We start from the raw sequence: 15923 nt of genomic DNA, 5'->3' as shown, positions 1-15923 counted from the left end.
GTCGTAGGTGATGCCGACACCCGGCCCGCCGAGTTCGCAGAACGCAACCAGTTCGTCGCTGCCGAAGTCCTGATGGTTCTCGATGCCGAGCACGCGGCCCTCGGCCGCCGCACGCGGCCCCCATTCCGTCAAGGCAGCGCGAATCGTTGCGTTGAACTCGCTCCATTTCGGACCCCACGCATTGCGGTCGCCGCACAGGACAGGCGTCAGTGCGATGCGGATCGTTGTCGCCTCGAGCAGCCGCGCAGCCCGAAAGGCGTTGTCCAGCGAACCTGCCACGAGCAGTCCGCCGCTCACCACCGGAACGATGTCCAGCGCGGCAAGATGCCTGCGCAGCGCGATGATTTCGGCGTCCGTTAATTCGGTCAACCAGGGCTCGTAGATCTCGAGCGTGCGCGCGCCCAGTTCCTGCGCCAGCGTGATGAAGCCTTCCAGCCCCACGCCGTCCGGATTGTGCCGCGGCGTGCCGCGGCCCTGCAGGCCGAGATAGTAGGTCAGTCCGTAGGGGTTGAGGCCGAGACGAAGCATCAGCTTGGCGGTTCCAGTGGGGGGCGGGGAGGGGTCACTAGCGCAGACCGGCATCGACGGTGATGGACTGCTTGGTGATCATGCGGCTGTCGTCTGCCGCCAGGAAGAGCACGGTGCGTGCAATCTCCTCGCCCAGCAGGACGCGGCGGATCAGTTGCCGCTGCACCGTCTGGTCGACTGCCTCCTGCGTCTTGAACCACAGCTCGCGCTGCCGCTCGGTCATGACGGCGCCGGGTTCGACCGCATTGACGCGGATGTTATCGGGTCCGAACGACCGCGCCAAAGCACGGGTCAGCGCCACCACAGCCCCCTTTGCGGTGGCATAGGCCACCATCTGGTCCGCTCCGAACCGCCAGGCGATGGAAGAGAAGTTTATGATCGAGCCGAAGCCGAGTTCCTTCATATGCGGATGCACTGCCTGGGCGGCGAAGAAGTGATGCCTCAGATTGACGTCGAAGCTGCGGTCCCAATATTCCGCCGTCACCGCATCGATGGGATGGCGCTGGTCATTGGCAGCGTTATTCACCAGGACGGCAATCGGACCAAGCCGCGCGCGCACGCCTTCTACCGACGCCTGCAGCGCATCGACGTCGGTTACATCGCAATGGAGGTACAAGGGAGCCTGCCCGGCGACACCACCGAGCTCGCGCACCAACGCCCCCGCTGGCTCATCCTGCACATCGAGAAAGGCTACCCGGGCGCCATTCGAGGCGAAGGCGCGGACCATATCGGCCCCGATGCCGGAGGCGCCGCCGGAGATCAGCACGACCCGATCGGTCAAGCTCGGATAAGTCGCGAATTGTACGGACATCAAACTACAGAAGCGCCTTGGTTGTTGGATCGAACAGACAGGCACGCGACATATCGATGCCGAGCGTTATCGTCTCGCCCATGACGGGAGCGTCGTCCGGCTCGAAACGGCCGGTGATCTCCAGGTCACCCAGCCTGAGCACGGCAAGCGTCTCGGCCCCGGTCGGCTCGACCAGTTCGACCGGCGCCTGCATGGACGCCACAGCCGGTTTGCGCGACTTCAGGTCGGTCGTGAAACGGTAGATGTGTTCCGGCCGGATACCAAGCACGATGTCCTTTGGCGCACCGGCGGGCATCGGTGCGGCAAGGGCAAGGCTGGCGTCGCTGCCGTCAGCGGCGCGTACCGAGATGCTGGTTGAGCCCGTAAGCCGGGCTGGGATGAAATTCATCGCCGGCGATCCCATGAAGCCGGCAACGAACATGTTGGTCGGCCGGTCGTAGATCCGCTTCGGCGTGTCGAACTGCTGTACCGAGCCCTGGTTCATCACCGCAATGCGGGATGCAAGCGTCATCGCCTCGACCTGATCGTGGGTGACGTACACCGTGGTCTTGCCTACGCGATGGTGAAGCTTCTTGATTTCGGTACGCATGTCGACGCGCAGCTTGGCGTCGAGGTTGGACAGGGGCTCGTCGAACAAAAACAGCTTCGGGTCGCGGACGAGGGCACGCCCCATCGCAACGCGCTGCCGCTGGCCGCCCGAGAGCTGGCCTGGCTTGCGTTTAAGCAGCTGTTCGATCTGCAGGAGTGCGGCAACCCGCTGGACAGCTTCCGCTTGCGCCGCTTTTGGCACGCCGCGGCTCTCCATGCCGAAGGTGATGTTCTGGCGCACCGTCATCGTGGGATAGAGGGCGTATGACTGGAACACCATCGCAATGTCGCGGTCCTTGGGTTGCACCGAGTTCACCAGCCGGTCGCCGATCCAGATCTCTCCCGACGTGACGGTTTCCAGTCCGGCGATCATGGCGAGCAAGGTTGACTTGCCGCAACCTGACGGGCCGACAAGGGCGACGAATTCTCCGGTCTTAGCCTCGAGATTGATGCCGGCAAGAATCTCGAGCGAGCCGTAGCTCTTGTGAAGGTTGCGGATCATCAACGCGGACATAGGCGACGCCTCATTTGATGGCGCCCTGGGTGAGGCCGCGCACGAAGTATTTTCCACCGAACAGGTAGATCAGCAGCGGCGGCAGCGCGCCGATCAGCACGGCTGCGCTCATCACATCGTAAGCACGTGCGGTCGTGCCGCCGGCCGTGAGTGCTACCAACGCCGCCGTGATCGGCTGCTGCTGGCCTGATGTGAAGACGACGCCGAACAAATACTCGTTCCAGATGCCGGTGAACTGCCAGATGACGGTGACGATCAGAATGGGCGGCGACAGGGGCAGGATGATCTTGCGGAAGATCCGCCAGAAGCCGGCGCCGTCGATGCGTGCCGCCTTGATCAGGTCGTCCGGTATGCTGACGTAGAAATTGCGGCAGAACAGGGTGGTGAACGAGATGCCCTGGACGACGTGGATCAACACCAGCCCATATGTGGAATTGGTCAGGCCGAGCTTGCCGAGCAGGAACGCCCACGGCATCAGCGAAATCTGGCCGGGCATGAAAACGCCGAGCAGCATCAGATTGAAGATCAGTTCGGAACCCCTGAAGCGCCATTTGGAGAGGATGTAGCCGTTCATGGCGCCGAGAATGGTCGAGATGATCGTGGCGGGGATCGTCATCGCCAGCGAGTTGAAGAAATTGCGCTTCATGCCCTCGCAGGTGCCGCTGACACAGTAGGATCCCCAGGCCTGCGCCCACGCGTCGAACCGGAAGCTGCGCGGGACGGAGATGAGGCCGTTGCGGGCAATCTCCGACTGCTCGCGCAATGAGTTGAAGATCACCACCAGCAATGGCACGAGATAGACGACCGCGAAAAGCGTCAGCACGGCATAGACAAGGAAGCGGCTCCAGAAATGCCGGCGCGTGGCAGCGGCTTCTTCCGGATCAAAACGGGCATTGGGGGCAATTTCAGCCATTGCGGCCCTCCGCCCGCCGGCGCCAGACGATCCACAACGAGTATGGCACCAGCACCGCCGCGACCGCCGCGAGCATCATCATCGCCGCGGCGGCACCCTCGCCGATTTGGCCGCGCTGGAACATCAGGTCGTAGACATAGATGGCGGGGAAGGTGGTGGAAACGCCTGGTCCGCCCCGCGTCAACGCCGCCACCAGGTCGAAGGTCTTGATGGCGAATTGTATCTGAATGACTGCCACTGCCAGGAATATCGGGGCGATGGTTGGCAGGATGACCCTGCGATAGGTCCGGAAAACCGACGCGCCGTCGATTTGCGCGGCTTTGACGAGATCCGGATCGACGGACCGTAGACCAGCCAGGAAAAGTGCCATCGCGAAGCCGGACGACTGCCAGATACCGGTTATGATCACCGCATAGATCGCGGTGTTGCGGTTGGCCGTCAGGGCGAAGCTGAAGTCGGTCCAGCCGAGCCCGCGAACGAAGGCCTGGATACCGTCGACAGGATTATAGAGCCAGCTCCACACCGTACCGGTGACGATGAAGGACACCGCCAACGGGTAGAGGAAGATTGTGCGCCAAGCCGCCTCGCCGCGGACGCGCTGGTCGATTGCGATCGCGAGCAGCAGGCCAACCGCCATCGAGCCAACGATATAGAAGCCGCTGAACAGGAAGAGATTCGTATAGGCTATGTTCCAGCGCCGGTTTGCCCAGAGCGAAGCGTAATTGTCCAGGCCAACGAACCCATAGGTCGGCAACAGCGACGAATTGGACAGCGAGATGTAGAGCGTCCAGAGCGTGAAGACGAAAACATAGATGAAACTCGCCGCTATCGACGGCGCCAGCACCAGAATGGGCACCATCGTGCCCAGGCGCTCGCGCCACGGACGGGCCGCGGCAGCTGCGGCTGGTACAATCAGATCATGGGTGGACATCGGGCTGCTCCGGCGAGGTCTGGCCGGGAGCTTCGCCCCCGGCCATCATCGGCAGCGTCACTTCTGCGCTTCGGCCGCATCCGCCATCGCATTGGCCGCATCCTGCGCACTCATATCCGGCGTTGCTACAAACTCCGTGATGCTATCCATTATTGCGCCGCGGACCTTTTGCGGAACCGTCATGTTGTGCGCCATCGAACGCACGAGCGTCCCGGCGGCGATCGAGGCTTGCAGATCCTTTTGCGAGAGTTGCTGGCAGGGATTGAAGCCGTTCGAAAGATCGACGTCGAGGCGGGCCGGGATGGACCCTTTGGTCTGATTGAAAATGGTCTGGAATTCGGGCGACAGGATGATGCTGGCAAGCAGCTTCTGTCCCTCGATATAGTCCGGGTCCTTCTGCTTGAAGAACACGACCGAGTCTGAATTCAGGATGAAACCCGGCTTGCCCCAATCGGTCGGTGCCTGGACGCAGACATAGTCGGTGCCCTCCTTGAAGCCGCCGGCCGTCAGCAGGCCGAGCGTCCAGTCGCCCATGATGTGGAAGGCGGCCTCGCCGCGGCCGACGAGATGCGACATGGTATCCCAGTCGCGCCCGTTCATGCCGGGGTCCATGTACTTCGAAGTCATGGTGCGGAACTGCTCGAAGGCCTTGACCATGCCGTCGCTGCGCATGGCATCGACGTCGCCCTCGACGAAAGCTTTCCTGTAGAGATCGAGGTCCTGACCGTACACGACCACTTCGAAGACGGTCGAGTCGGTCCAGTCGGCGGTCGAGTGCGAAATGCAGATTTTGCCGCTGGCCACGATTTTGTCGCAGGCGGCGTTGAATTCCGCCCATGTCTTCGGCATCTCGGTGACGCCCGCGTCCTTCATGACCTTCGGCGATGCCCACAGCCAGTTGATGCGGTGGATGTTCATCGGCGCGGCCACCCAATTCCCGGTCGGCTTCATCACCGGCAGCAATTCGGGAGCGACGACCTTCTCCCAATTTTCCGCCTTCGCCAGGTCGTCGAGATTGGCTGTCATGCCCGTCTCGTTCCATTCGGCGATCTCGGGGCCCTTGAGCTGCACAGCGGGAGGAGCGTTGCCGGCGATCACATCGGCACGCAGTTTGGCCAGGGTATTGGCCGTATGGCCTGCGATGGAGGTCTGCTGCCAGGTGCCGCCCTTGGCGGTAAACATCTCGCCGAGCTTGGCGATAGCCTGGGCGTCCGATCCGGTGGCCCATTGATGCAAGAGATTGGTCTTCGGCTCCGCGAGCGCTGTTGCGGTAATCAAGGTGAAGGCGGTAGCGGCCGCAAAGGCCGTCCTCAGGTATTTCATCGTTTCACTCCCATATGTGATGCACGGTTCGTATCGACCGCTTGTGGCCCGCGATTTGAGGTCGTGGCCGGTGAGATGCAGTAATCTCCGTTCTTTCCAAGATGACATATTTGGGCTATCAGTCAACGTGCTTTGTGCTCATCATGAACAAACCTTCGCTTAGAAATTGGCTAATCGACAGGCCGTCCGCGTCGCCGGAGAGCCTGATCGTCCGATGCCTGCGCGAGCGCGGCGTGCTTTCTGCGTCGCAAATTACCCGCATTACCGGTTTGGCGCGGTCGACGGTTTCAACCGCGCTCAATGGCTTGAGAAAATCGGGGATGGTAATCGAATCCTCGGTCCATCATGACGCGGCCAGGGGTATCGGCAGGCCTGCCACGACATTGACGCTCAATCCCGCTGCGGGCACCTGCGTCGGCATCCATCTGGGCCTCGACGAGATGCGCTGCGTCGTCGCCGACGTCTCGCATTCTTTCGTTGCCGAACAAACTATCCCCATGGGTCTGGACTACCAGCCGCAACAGGCGGCCCAGCTCGCCAAGTCAGTAATTGCCCGATGCTACGAAGAGAACGGTCTGCCGATGGCGGGGCTCCTGGGGGTTGGGGTCTCCGTCTCGGGCCCAGTCAGCCGCGAAGGAGTGGTGCTGCGCGCGAGTATCGTTCCGACCTGGGCCGGGGTCAACATCCGCGATGTGTTCGGGCCGGTCCTCGAACAGCCGATCTTCGCCGACAATGAGAGCAACTGCTCGGCCATTGCGGAGTTGATGTGGGGTGCGGCCGTCGGCCAGGACGACTTCGTGCTGTTCAAGGTCGATCTGGGCGTCGGCGGGGCCATTGTCCAGCACGGCCGGCTGGTGAGCGGCATCGCCGGCGGCGCCGGCGAATTCGGGCACATCAGCATCGATTCCGGCGGCGACCTTTGCCGGTGCGGCAATCGCGGATGCCTGGAGCTCTATGCCAGCTTTGCCCGGCCGCTCGAGCAGATTTCGCGCATCGTGCGGCGGCCGGTCACGATGGACGATGTGATCATGATGGCCGAGCAGGGCGACGTGAGGGCGCTGCGAATGATCGAGGACACCGCCGAGTTCGCCGGCCGTGGCCTTGGCTTGATCGGTTCGGTGCTCAATCCGCCGCTCATCATCATCGGCGGCCGCATGGCCTTGGCGGGCGACATTCTCCTGGCGCCACTGATCGCGTCATATGAACGCCACACGCTCATCAAGTCCCGCGATGTGGCGCCCGCGCTGCGCACACGGATAATCGTTGGCAAGCACACGGAGAACGACGCATTGCTCGGCGCGGTCGGCCTCGTGCTGCGCCACAACAGCCGGCTTCAATGATCCGGCTTCGCTTCGAGCGGTGCTCTGATTTTACGAGCTGCTGACCGAAGCGGCGGTGCTGATGTTGCCTACGCGACACGCACGGTGCGCTGCCTCGGCTTGATCGCGGTGGCGAGCAGCAGGCCGGCGACGATGAAGGCGGCGCCGGCGAGATCATAGTCGTGTAAGCTTTCGCCAAGGACCAGATAAGCGAGCACGGCGACGAAGGCAGTCTGCAGATAGAGCAGCATGCTGGCGCGCCCCGCGCCAAGCGTCTCGACGCTGCGGTTGTAGAGATAGTACATCAGAGCGCCGCCCGGGCCAGCAACATAGGCGAGGGCCAGCAGGCCGTTCGCATGCAGCGCCGAACGATCCCCGGAAAACAGTTCCCAGAGATAGAAGGGCAGTGCGGCCAGCGCGCCGGCTCCCAGCAACAGGACGACCATCGGCAGAAGCTCGATGCCGAATTTGGCGCGGCGCAGCAGCACAGTGTAGAGGCCCCAGCAAAACGCGCTGCCGACGATCCACAACTCGCCGGGATTGAACTGCAGCTGCATCAGCGCGGCAAGGTCGCCGCGCGCCACGATCACCACCATCCCGGCCAGAGCGACCAGCGCTCCAAGCGCTTTCCAGGCACCGAGGGGCTCGCCGAGCACGAAGCGGGCAAGCACCATGGTCATGATCGGCGACAGCGCCATGATGATGCCGGCGGTTGTCGCGTTGGTGTAGTTGAGGCCCGTGTAGATCATGCCCTGACACAAGGTCAGCCCGATAGTGCCGATGACCAGCACCTCGATCACCCGGGATTGGATCAGCGCGAGCATCGCCCCGTGATGGCGATGGACGATAGGCAGCAGGATCGCGCAGGCGAGCGTCAGCCGCCAGAAGCAGAGCGCCCAAGGCGGCATCTCGGGGGCAACCCACTTGGCGGCGATATAGACGCCGGCCGACAGGAGCCAGCAGAGCGTCGCGAGGGAATAGGCGAGCGGAAGTGAAGCGTTGGGTGTCGCCTTCGCTACACTTGGATGTGCTATAGGCAGCGATTGGATATCCGTCTCCTCCCACCGCAGAGTTTACCAGATTTGCAGCGTCTTGCTAAGCAGCAGCAACAGCTGTTTCACCAGCTAGTGCAATTGGTGGGTCATTGTGGGTCCCGCCGTTCATGGTCTCGTTCCATTCGAACGCATGTTGGCCCATGAGCAACTCGATACCGAAAAGCGCAAGCCGTATCGATTTCGCGCGATACGAATCTGAGATTCATATCGCGCGACAGATATTCGCGCGGTTGCCACAATCTTCTCGCGCCATATTTCCGCCGAGAGCAGATCTGTCGCGAATTCCTGGCCTCGGATCACGAGCGCCGCTGTTTTTTTCGAAGCAATTGGAAGAATAAGCCACTGACTTCCGTTTGCACAAAGAGCGCGACACAAATCCATGCGGAGGACGTCCGATGCATGCCGGCTTCCGAGGAAGCGTACTCGTAGCAGTGTTGGGCGCCGTCATGGCAAGCTGCGCTGGCATTCCGGCGCAAAAAACCGGGCCGGCGCAAAAAACCGGGGCAATAACCGGCTATGGCCCCAACCCCACTTTACCGAAACCAAGACCGACGCTGATCCCGACTGTTAACATCGCCGAGGCGAAAGGCTGGCAGAAAGGAGGTATGCCGACCCCGGCGAAGGGGCTGACAGTGAACGCCTTCGCCATCGGCCTCGACCATCCGCGCTGGCTGCATGTGCTTCCGAACGGCGACGTGCTGGTTGCTGAAACCAATGCCCCTGCCAAGCATGACGAAGGCTTCAGTCTTAGAAAGGTGTTCATGGACCTGGCTATGAAGCGGGCTGGCGCCGCGACCAAAAGCGCCAACCGCATCACGCTCCTGCGCGACACCGATGGCGACGGCATTGCGGATGTGCGCACGACGTTCGCTGAAGGCCTCAATTCGCCCTTCGGCATGACGCTGTCCAAAGGCAAGCTCCTTGTCGCGAATACCGACGCGCTCGTCGCTTTCCCCTACTCCAATGGCCAGACCCGAGTCAGCACGTCGCCGGAAAAGATCGTCGACTTGCCGGCCGGGGACCTCAACCATCATTGGACCAAGGACGTGATAGCAACTCCGGATGGACGCAAGCTCTATGTCACCGTTGGTTCCAACAGCAACGTTGGAGAAAACGGCATAGCCGCGGAGAAGAACCGCGCCGCCGTCCTTGAAGTGGATCGGTCGACCCGCCGCACTCGGGTCTTCGCCTCGGGCCTGCGCAACCCGAACGGGCTCTCCTGGAATCCTGAAACTGGCGAGCTTTGGGTCGCCGTGAACGAGCGTGACGAGATCGGCGACGACCTTGTGCCGGATTACATGACCTCGGTTCGTGACGGCGCTTTCTACGGCTGGCCCTACAGCTACTACGGACAGAACGTCGACGAACGCGCCAAACCGCAGCGCCCCGATCTCGTGGCGACAGCGATCAAGCCCGATTACGCCCTGGGCTCTCATACCGCCTCGCTGGGACTGACCTTCTCCAAAGGCGCCCGGCTCGGTCCGGCCTACGGCAACGGCGCCTTCGTCGGCCAGCACGGCTCGTGGAATAGAAGCGTGTACAGCGGCTACAAGGTGATCTTCGTGCCGTTCCATGGTGGCCAACCGAGCGGTCCTCCGAAAGATGTGCTCACTGGCTTCATCGGGCGTAATGGGGAGGCGATGGGCCGTCCGGTCGGCGTTGCTATCGATCGGACTGGCGCACTGCTCGTCGCCGATGACGTCGGTAACGTCATCTGGCGGGTCCGCCGGGCGAATGGCCGTTGAGCGCAGGTGTCTTTCTGATTCCGACCTCACCAGCCTTCGGCTACAGCGCCACGCCCGGTATGGCTTCATTCGGCTGCGATTTCGATGCATATGCCAGGTGACGACATCGCGCCTGCCGCATGTCGGCCGTTGCGGAGAGGTCTATTTTGCGCATGGCTATCCGGGAAGGGGGCTGTTCCTGTCGACGCTGTCGGGCAAGCTGCTCGCTGAGGCGATCACCGGTGATGCTTCGCGGCTCGATCTGTTTTCGACCCTAAGCCACCACGCGACGAACGGTCCGCAGGCAGTGTGGCCGCGTGTCGGTCCTTGCCTTGCTCCCGAAGCCTGGACCCCGATAGACTTGCCTGCTGTTTCCTCAGCTAATAGATCGATATGATTGCAGGATTAACCGTTTCATAGCCCAGCCGCGGCTCCGATTTGTCTTTCGAAATAGCGCTGGAGACAGTTCCGGTTGAACTGCAATCCACCTTTGTTTCCCTCTTTTTCTTGATCGTGCTGCCCGACAGGTCGGCGCAGGCCGACGTTACTTCTGTACTGACCACCTTCGCATCTTTTTGCTCTTAATTTGGGGCTGCGCCTGATTGCCAGGGAACGGCGCAAAGGTCGCCGACCGGGTGATCTTCATGGACGCTGGGCAGATCGTCGAGGAGGGCACGCCCGACGCGTTTTTCGGCAACCCGCGCCATGATCGAACGAAGTTGTTCCTCAGCCAGATGCTGAAGTATTAGACTTCCAGAAAAAGGCTGCTTTTTCACGTCGCTTTCGGAAAGCGGACAGTCTGCTTCCGGCCCCAACCGAGACCTCCAATGCCACGCTGCTGATCGCTGTTTCCTTGGGGCGCGAAACTTGCGTCCAGGGTCGGGTAGCAAAGCCGCCTTCGGGTTCGATGTTCACGCTTTGTGCTTCGAAAGTCGCATAAGATTGCAGTCTGGAACTGGCCTCTCGCGAGGGCCATCGACCGATCGCATCAGGTCGTATCTAAAGGCCGTAAGAAAAACCGGCAGTTTGCCCAATCCTTGCTGCGACTGCGTGCCTCAAGCTCTGATCGGCACATTGCCCGTCCGTTGTGCGGCAGCAGGAGTAGGTGAGGCTGGAGGGCAGCGCCGCGGACTCAACGAGCGCTACTGTTATGACGGCAGGAACGAAGAAGCAGTCCTCATGGACCGATGCATGCTATGCATTGCTTCGATCACGCCCAGCACGTGCGGGCATGGGCGAACTCCGGCGAAGAGTTTGACAGCGGAGATCAGCGCAAGATGTCCGACAGGCTCTCGGGCTTCTTCTCGCCAAGCGACAGATCAAGGCCCGACAGAAGGTCGATGAGATGACTTTGCATCAGGTCGGACGCGTTTTTTGCGTCGTGCTTTTCGATGGAATCAACGAGGGCGTGATGGGCGTGGCTTTCGCAGGTGGTGTCGCGGCGGCGCCAGTAGAGCGCGATGATCAGCGACGACCGCGACAACAGGTCCTTGACGAAGCCGGTCAGGATCGAATGGCCGGCGATTTCAGCGATGCCGACATGGAATTTTGCCGACAGCATTATGGCCTCGCTGTCGCGGCCGGCATGCAGGGCCTCGTGCTCTTTTTCGAGATGAAGCCGCAGTTGCGCGATCTCGGCCGGCTTTGCCACTTCGGCGGCAAGCGCCGCGACCTTGGGCTCGATCAGCGCCCGCGCTTCGAACACCTCGCGCGCTTCCTGCTTGGTCGGCTGGGCGACGAACGCGCCGCGGTTCGGCTCGAGCCGAGCCAAGCGGTCATGCGACAGCGCCTGCAGCGCCGCGCGTATCACCGCGCGGCTCACCGAATAGATCGAGGCGAGCTCGTCCTCGGGCAGCTTTGTGCCCGGTGCGAGGCGGTGGCTGACGATGGCGTCGCGCAGGCCGGCATAGACCGGAAGCCAGCGCATCGTCGGCTTGTCGCCATCCCGTGTCTTTGGTCCAAGCAGGTCCATCGTCTCATTGTCCCGGCGGCCGGATCGCATAGCGGCGCGAACACCGCGTTTCCGGCCGGACATCGAACATCCTGTGTGGGAGTGTCAACAATTTTGCACGCATCAGGATACACGGCCGGAGGGCGAAAAGGGCGCAAAGATTCCGGCGAAGGATTTTTCGAGTGGAACCTGGTAGCCGCCGCGCTTCGAGGTCGACAAGCCAAGGCTGACGAGGCTCTCGCAGAGTTGTACGGCGCAGGCGACGCCGTCGAGCACAGGAAGGCCATGTTCGCGGCTGAGCGCGGCGGCGAGGTCGGCCATGCCGGCGCATCCCAGCACAATCGCTTCGGCCCGGTCGTCGCGGATGGCACGCTCGATCTCCTCCGAAATTCGATGGCGGGCGTTGGAGCCGGGCACTTCGAGCTCCAGAACGGGAACGTCGCTTGCCCGCACCCTGGCGCAGCGGCTGGCGAGGCCGTAGCGCACCAGATTGTGCTCGATCGCCGGCACCGAACGCGACAGCGTGGTCACCACGCTGAACTTGCCGGCAATTAGGCTCGCCATGTGAAACGCCGCTTCGCCGATGCCGACCACCGGCATCTCGCCGACGCAGCGTACTGCGTCGAGGCCGGTGTCGTCGAAGCAGGCGATAACGCAGGCGCTCGCCGCCGGATGTCTCTGGATCTCGCCGATCATTCCCGGGATGGCGAAGACCTCGTCGAAATAGCCTTCGACGCTCGGCGGCCCGTCCTTCGGATTGACGGCGATGATCCTGGTGCCGGCCGAAGCCGCGCCGCGCGCTGCCTCGCCGATCTTTTCGGTCATGGACGCGGTGGTGTTGGGATTGACGACGAGTATGTCCATTTGCGCTTTCATATTTCGCCGCCGAGATAGAGTTTCTTGACCCGGTCGTCGCCAAGCAGCTCAGCCGAATGTCCGGCCAGCGCGATCTTTCCGGTCGTCAGTGCGTAGGCGCGCTGCGAGATGCGCAGCGCCATGCGCGAATTCTGCTCGACCAAGAGAACGCTGACCTTTTCGTCGCGATTGATCGCCACGATGGAGCGGGCGATGTCCTGGACGAGCTTCGGCGCGACGCCGAGCGAGGGTTCATCGAGCAGCAGAAGCTTCGGTTTGGCCATCAGCGCCCGCCCGATCACCAGCATCTGCTGTTCGCCGCCGCTCATCGTGCCCGCCGTCTGGGAATAGCGTTCCTTCAGGCGCGGAAAGCGCGCGAGCACCATGTCCAGCGTCCTGGCGATTTCGGCCTTGTCGGTGCGGGTGAAGGCGCCCATCATCAGATTGTCGCGCACCGTCATGTAGGAAAAGACGCGCCGACCCTCCGGCACCATGGCGATGCCCATCCTGACCAGCTCGTCCGGGCGCGTTCCGTCGATGCGGTGGCCCCGGAAATGAATCTCGCCGCTGCGGACTTTCTTCAGGCCGGTGATGGCGCGCAGGATCGAGGATTTGCCCGCGCCGTTCGCGCCGATCAGCGCGACGGTCTCGCCCTCGTTGACGTTGAGCGACACGCCCTTCAGTGCATAGACATGGTCGTAGTAGAGTTCGACGTCGGAGACTTTCAGCAGTTCGCTCATGGCTAAAATCCGATCGTCTCATCTTCGGCGCCGAGATAGGCCTCGATGACCTTTTCGTTCTCCTGGATTTCCTTCGGCGTTCCCTCGGCGATTTTCACACCGAAGTTCAGGACGACGATGCGGTCGGAAATGTTCATGACGGCGGGCATATCGTGCTCGACCAGCAGGACAGTCACACCGCGCTTCCGCACGCCGCGCACCATCTCCACCGCGCGCACGGTTTCGTCATGGTTCATGCCGGCGAAGGGCTCATCGAGCAGAATCACGGTCGGGTTGGTAGCGAGCCCGATGGCAATCCCGAGCGCGCGCAGATGGCCGTGCGGCAGCGTGCTGGCGATCTCATGCCGTTGCGCGCCGAGATCGAGGAAGTCGATGATCTCGTCGGCCGAGCGGCCGAATTCATCCTCGTCGCGCCGTGCGGTGTTCGTGCCGAGATAGAAGCCGGCAAGGCTGGCGTTGGAACGCAGGTGATGCGCGATGATGACATTGTCGCGCACCGTCATGCCCTTGAAGATCGTCGTCTCCTGGAACGTGCGCACCACGCCCTTCCGGGCGACGATATGCGGCGCCAGGCCTGAAATCCGCTCTCCCCGGAATAGCACTTCGCCCGAGGTCGGATTGAGGAAAGAGGAAATCAACTTGAACAGCGTCGACTTGCCGGCGCCGTTGGGGCCGATGACGGAGAGGATTTCGCGTTCGCGGACCGCGAAGGAAACATTGTTGACCGCGACCAGCCCGCCGAAGCGTTTGGTCACGGCCTTGATCTGGAGAAGCTCAGTCATGGTCCTAGCCCTGCTTCTTGCCGAACAGCCTGAGGCTGAGCAGGCCGTTGGGAAGGAACAGCATCAGCGCGATCAGCACCGAAGAGAAGATCAGCAACTGGAACTCGCCGGTCTCGAACAGGAAATCCCAGCCGAAATAGAGCACGAAGGTGCCGATCATCGGCCCGAAGACGTGGCCGAGCCCGCCGAGGAAGCAGTTCAGCATGAAGTTCACCGAGTCGGTGACGGTGAAGCTCGATGGATAGATCGACTGCGAGATGGCGACGAACATCGCACCGCCGAGACCGCCGAGGAATGAGGAGAAGGCGTAGGCGATAACGCGCAGATAGGCGATGTTGACGCCGATCGAGGAGGCCAGTTCCTCGTTCTGCTGCAACGACTGGCAGAGTTTGCCAATGCGCGAATGGACTAGGCGGTAGAGCGCCGCAAAGCACAGCACCATCAGCACAACCGACACCAGATAGAAGGCGGGACGCGGATTGGCGAGCGTCGCGAAATCTGGAAGGATGGTCAGCCCGAAGATCGAGATGCCGCCGGGGAGCGGAATGCTGACCATGCCCTTGGCTCCGTTGGTGATCGGCAGCGCCAGCGCGAGCAGCCGCGCCACTTCGGTCAAAACCAGCGTGACCATGGCGAAATAGACGCCGCGAAGCCTGAGGATGGGCAGTCCGATCAGCACGCTTGCAGCGGCGCAGAATAGCCCAGCCAGCGGCAGTGTCAGCCAGAACGACACACCGTACTGGACGACAAGAATGGCCGAAACATAGCCGCCCATAAGCGCGAAGGCCCCCTGGCCGATATTGATGCGGCCGATGTAGAAAGTCACCCACACCCCGGCGCTGGCGATGCTGAGCAGCGCGACCGAGGTCAGCGTGTAGTAGAGGTCGAGCCGACCGGTCGCCTCGATCAGCCAGGGCACGCCGACGAGTACGACCAGCAGGAAGACAGCGACGGCGAGGATGTTGCGTGTACGCTTCATGTCCATCATCCCCACGGCTTGCCCATGAGCCCGTTCGGGCGGATGCTCAGGAACACCATCAGCGCGGCGAAGATGACGAGATAAGTGACGTCGCCATATTGGCGTAGGACCGTCAGGCCGACCGATTCCATCATGCCGAGGATGAAGCCGCCGGCGATCGCTCCGCTGACCACGCCGGCCCCGCCGATCATCACCATCAAGAACGCCTTGATCGAGATCGGCCCGCCGATGCCCGAATTGACGCCGGTGATGGCGACCAGCAGCCCCCCGACTATGCCGGCAAGCATGGCGCCGAGCGCAAAGCCGATCATCGAATAGCGGTCGACCTCGACGCCCATCAGCTGCGCCGCGACCCGGTCCTGCGCCAGCGCCCGCATGGCGCGTCCCGGCTTGCTGTACTGCATGAAAAGCACGAAGGAGGCGATGAACAGTATGGCGAGTGCGCCGACCAGCAGCCGGTCGTAAGGCATTATGAGGCCGTCGGAGACGAAGACGCCTTTGACGATCTTCGGCACGCCGCGCTGCTTTTCGCCGAACAGGAGGAGGATCACGGCGTCGAGGAAGAATGCGACCGCCGCCGCGAGAAGCATCGTACTTTCCTCCCGCACGCTTCGCTTAATCACCGTCCTGAAAAGGAATTTCTCGACAAGCGCTCCAATGACCAGCAGCGTGATCCCGGACGCGACGAGCGCGACGACGAAAGGCATGCCGAGCTGGCCATAGACGGTGTAGGTGACGAAGCCGCCGAGAACGTACATCTGCCCATGGGCAAAGTTAAGCACGTTCATCAGCGCGAAGATCAGGGTCAGACCGAGCGCGATCAAGGCGTATTGCGCGCCAAGATAAAGCCCGTTGGCGATGACTTGTTCCATCAGGATGGTTCCGGCCGTTCAGAGGCTGAAGACGAATG

14 protein-coding genes and 4 pseudogenes are annotated in these 15923 nt (G+C 62.1%); 5 read left to right on the top strand and 13 right to left on the bottom strand.

The features are described 5' to 3' along the window. From E5W70_RS17310 to E5W70_RS17285, 6 genes and pseudogenes are all read right to left on the bottom strand, one after another. Positions 1–528 (bottom strand): annotated as a pseudogene (locus E5W70_RS17310) (sugar phosphate isomerase/epimerase); the annotation flags it as partial. Between the two features lie 37 nt (positions 529–565). Beyond that, a complete protein-coding gene (locus tag E5W70_RS17305; protein WP_292660008.1) occupies positions 566–1339 on the bottom strand; it encodes an SDR family oxidoreductase in 774 nt (257 codons plus the stop codon). A 4-nt stretch (positions 1340–1343) separates the two neighbouring features. After that, positions 1344–2441: a sn-glycerol-3-phosphate ABC transporter ATP-binding protein UgpC gene (gene ugpC, locus E5W70_RS17300; RefSeq protein ID WP_292660006.1), complete on the bottom strand. Its 1098-nt coding sequence runs from the start codon at positions 2439–2441 to the stop codon at positions 1344–1346. 10 nt (positions 2442–2451) lie between these two features. Beyond that, positions 2452–3354, bottom strand: a complete 903-nt coding sequence (locus E5W70_RS17295) for a carbohydrate ABC transporter permease (RefSeq protein WP_292660005.1) — start codon at positions 3352–3354, stop codon at positions 2452–2454. Then, positions 3347–4285, bottom strand: coding sequence for a sugar ABC transporter permease (locus E5W70_RS17290; protein WP_292660003.1), 939 nt, complete (start codon positions 4283–4285; stop codon positions 3347–3349). The genes E5W70_RS17295 and E5W70_RS17290 overlap by 8 nt, the downstream gene beginning before the upstream one ends. Positions 4286–4342: 57 nt before the next feature. Then, positions 4343–5608 carry an ABC transporter substrate-binding protein gene (locus E5W70_RS17285; RefSeq protein ID WP_292660001.1) on the bottom strand — a complete coding sequence of 422 codons (1266 nt, stop codon included), beginning with the start codon at positions 5606–5608 and terminating at the stop codon, positions 4343–4345. A 101-nt stretch (positions 5609–5709) separates the two neighbouring features. On the opposite strand from E5W70_RS17285, the pseudogene E5W70_RS33135 reads away from it, so the two are divergent. Then, a pseudogene (locus E5W70_RS33135) lies at positions 5710–5922 on the top strand (ArsR family transcriptional regulator); the annotation flags it as partial. A gap of 6 nt (positions 5923–5928) precedes the next feature. After that, positions 5929–6948, top strand: coding sequence for an ROK family protein (locus tag E5W70_RS17280; protein WP_292660000.1), 1020 nt, complete (start codon positions 5929–5931; stop codon positions 6946–6948). Between the two features lie 68 nt (positions 6949–7016). On the opposite strand, the gene E5W70_RS17275 is transcribed toward E5W70_RS17280, so the two are convergent. Further along, complete coding sequence (locus E5W70_RS17275) at positions 7017–7976, bottom strand: DMT family transporter (RefSeq protein ID WP_292660016.1); 960 nt, start codon at positions 7974–7976, stop codon at positions 7017–7019. Positions 7977–8377: 401 nt separating this feature from the next. On the opposite strand from E5W70_RS17275, the gene E5W70_RS17270 reads away from it, so the two are divergent. From E5W70_RS17270 to glnQ, 3 genes and pseudogenes are all read left to right on the top strand, one after another. Further along, entirely contained in the window at positions 8378–9727 is a 1350-nt protein-coding gene (locus tag E5W70_RS17270) for a sorbosone dehydrogenase family protein (RefSeq protein ID WP_292659999.1), read from the top strand. A 97-nt stretch (positions 9728–9824) separates the two neighbouring features. Next, positions 9825–9986 (top strand): annotated as a pseudogene (locus tag E5W70_RS33130) (FAD-dependent oxidoreductase); the annotation flags it as partial. Between the two features lie 343 nt (positions 9987–10329). Beyond that, positions 10330–10455: pseudogene (glnQ, locus tag E5W70_RS17260) on the top strand (glutamine ABC transporter ATP-binding protein GlnQ); the annotation flags it as partial. Positions 10456–10973: 518 nt separating this feature from the next. Here the strand turns inward: glnQ and E5W70_RS17255 are convergent. The 6 genes from E5W70_RS17255 to E5W70_RS17230 form a co-directional block, all read right to left on the bottom strand. Continuing rightward, a complete protein-coding gene (locus E5W70_RS17255; RefSeq protein ID WP_292660013.1) occupies positions 10974–11678 on the bottom strand; it encodes a GntR family transcriptional regulator in 705 nt (234 codons plus the stop codon). A 102-nt stretch (positions 11679–11780) separates the two neighbouring features. Then, complete coding sequence (locus E5W70_RS17250; protein ID WP_023722329.1) at positions 11781–12521, bottom strand: aspartate/glutamate racemase family protein; 741 nt, start codon at positions 12519–12521, stop codon at positions 11781–11783. An 8-nt stretch (positions 12522–12529) separates the two neighbouring features. Next, positions 12530–13252 (bottom strand): ABC transporter ATP-binding protein, encoded by a 723-nt coding sequence (locus tag E5W70_RS17245; RefSeq protein WP_292659994.1) that lies wholly within the window; start codon positions 13250–13252, stop codon positions 12530–12532. Positions 13253–13254: 2 nt separating this feature from the next. Next, positions 13255–14034: an ABC transporter ATP-binding protein gene (locus E5W70_RS17240; protein ID WP_292659993.1), complete on the bottom strand. Its 780-nt coding sequence runs from the start codon at positions 14032–14034 to the stop codon at positions 13255–13257. A gap of 4 nt (positions 14035–14038) precedes the next feature. Next, entirely contained in the window at positions 14039–15013 is a 975-nt protein-coding gene (locus tag E5W70_RS17235) for a branched-chain amino acid ABC transporter permease (RefSeq protein WP_292659991.1), read from the bottom strand. Positions 15014–15018: 5 nt separating this feature from the next. Then, positions 15019–15885 (bottom strand): branched-chain amino acid ABC transporter permease, encoded by an 867-nt coding sequence (locus tag E5W70_RS17230; RefSeq protein WP_292659990.1) that lies wholly within the window; start codon positions 15883–15885, stop codon positions 15019–15021. Between the last annotated feature and the right edge of the window lie 38 nt (positions 15886–15923).

Source organism: Mesorhizobium sp. (genome assembly GCF_005063415.1).
Classification (GTDB): Bacteria; Pseudomonadota; Alphaproteobacteria; order Rhizobiales; family Rhizobiaceae; genus Mesorhizobium.
Note: the sequence above shows the minus strand (reverse complement) of the source record. Positions and strands in the feature narration are given on the sequence as shown.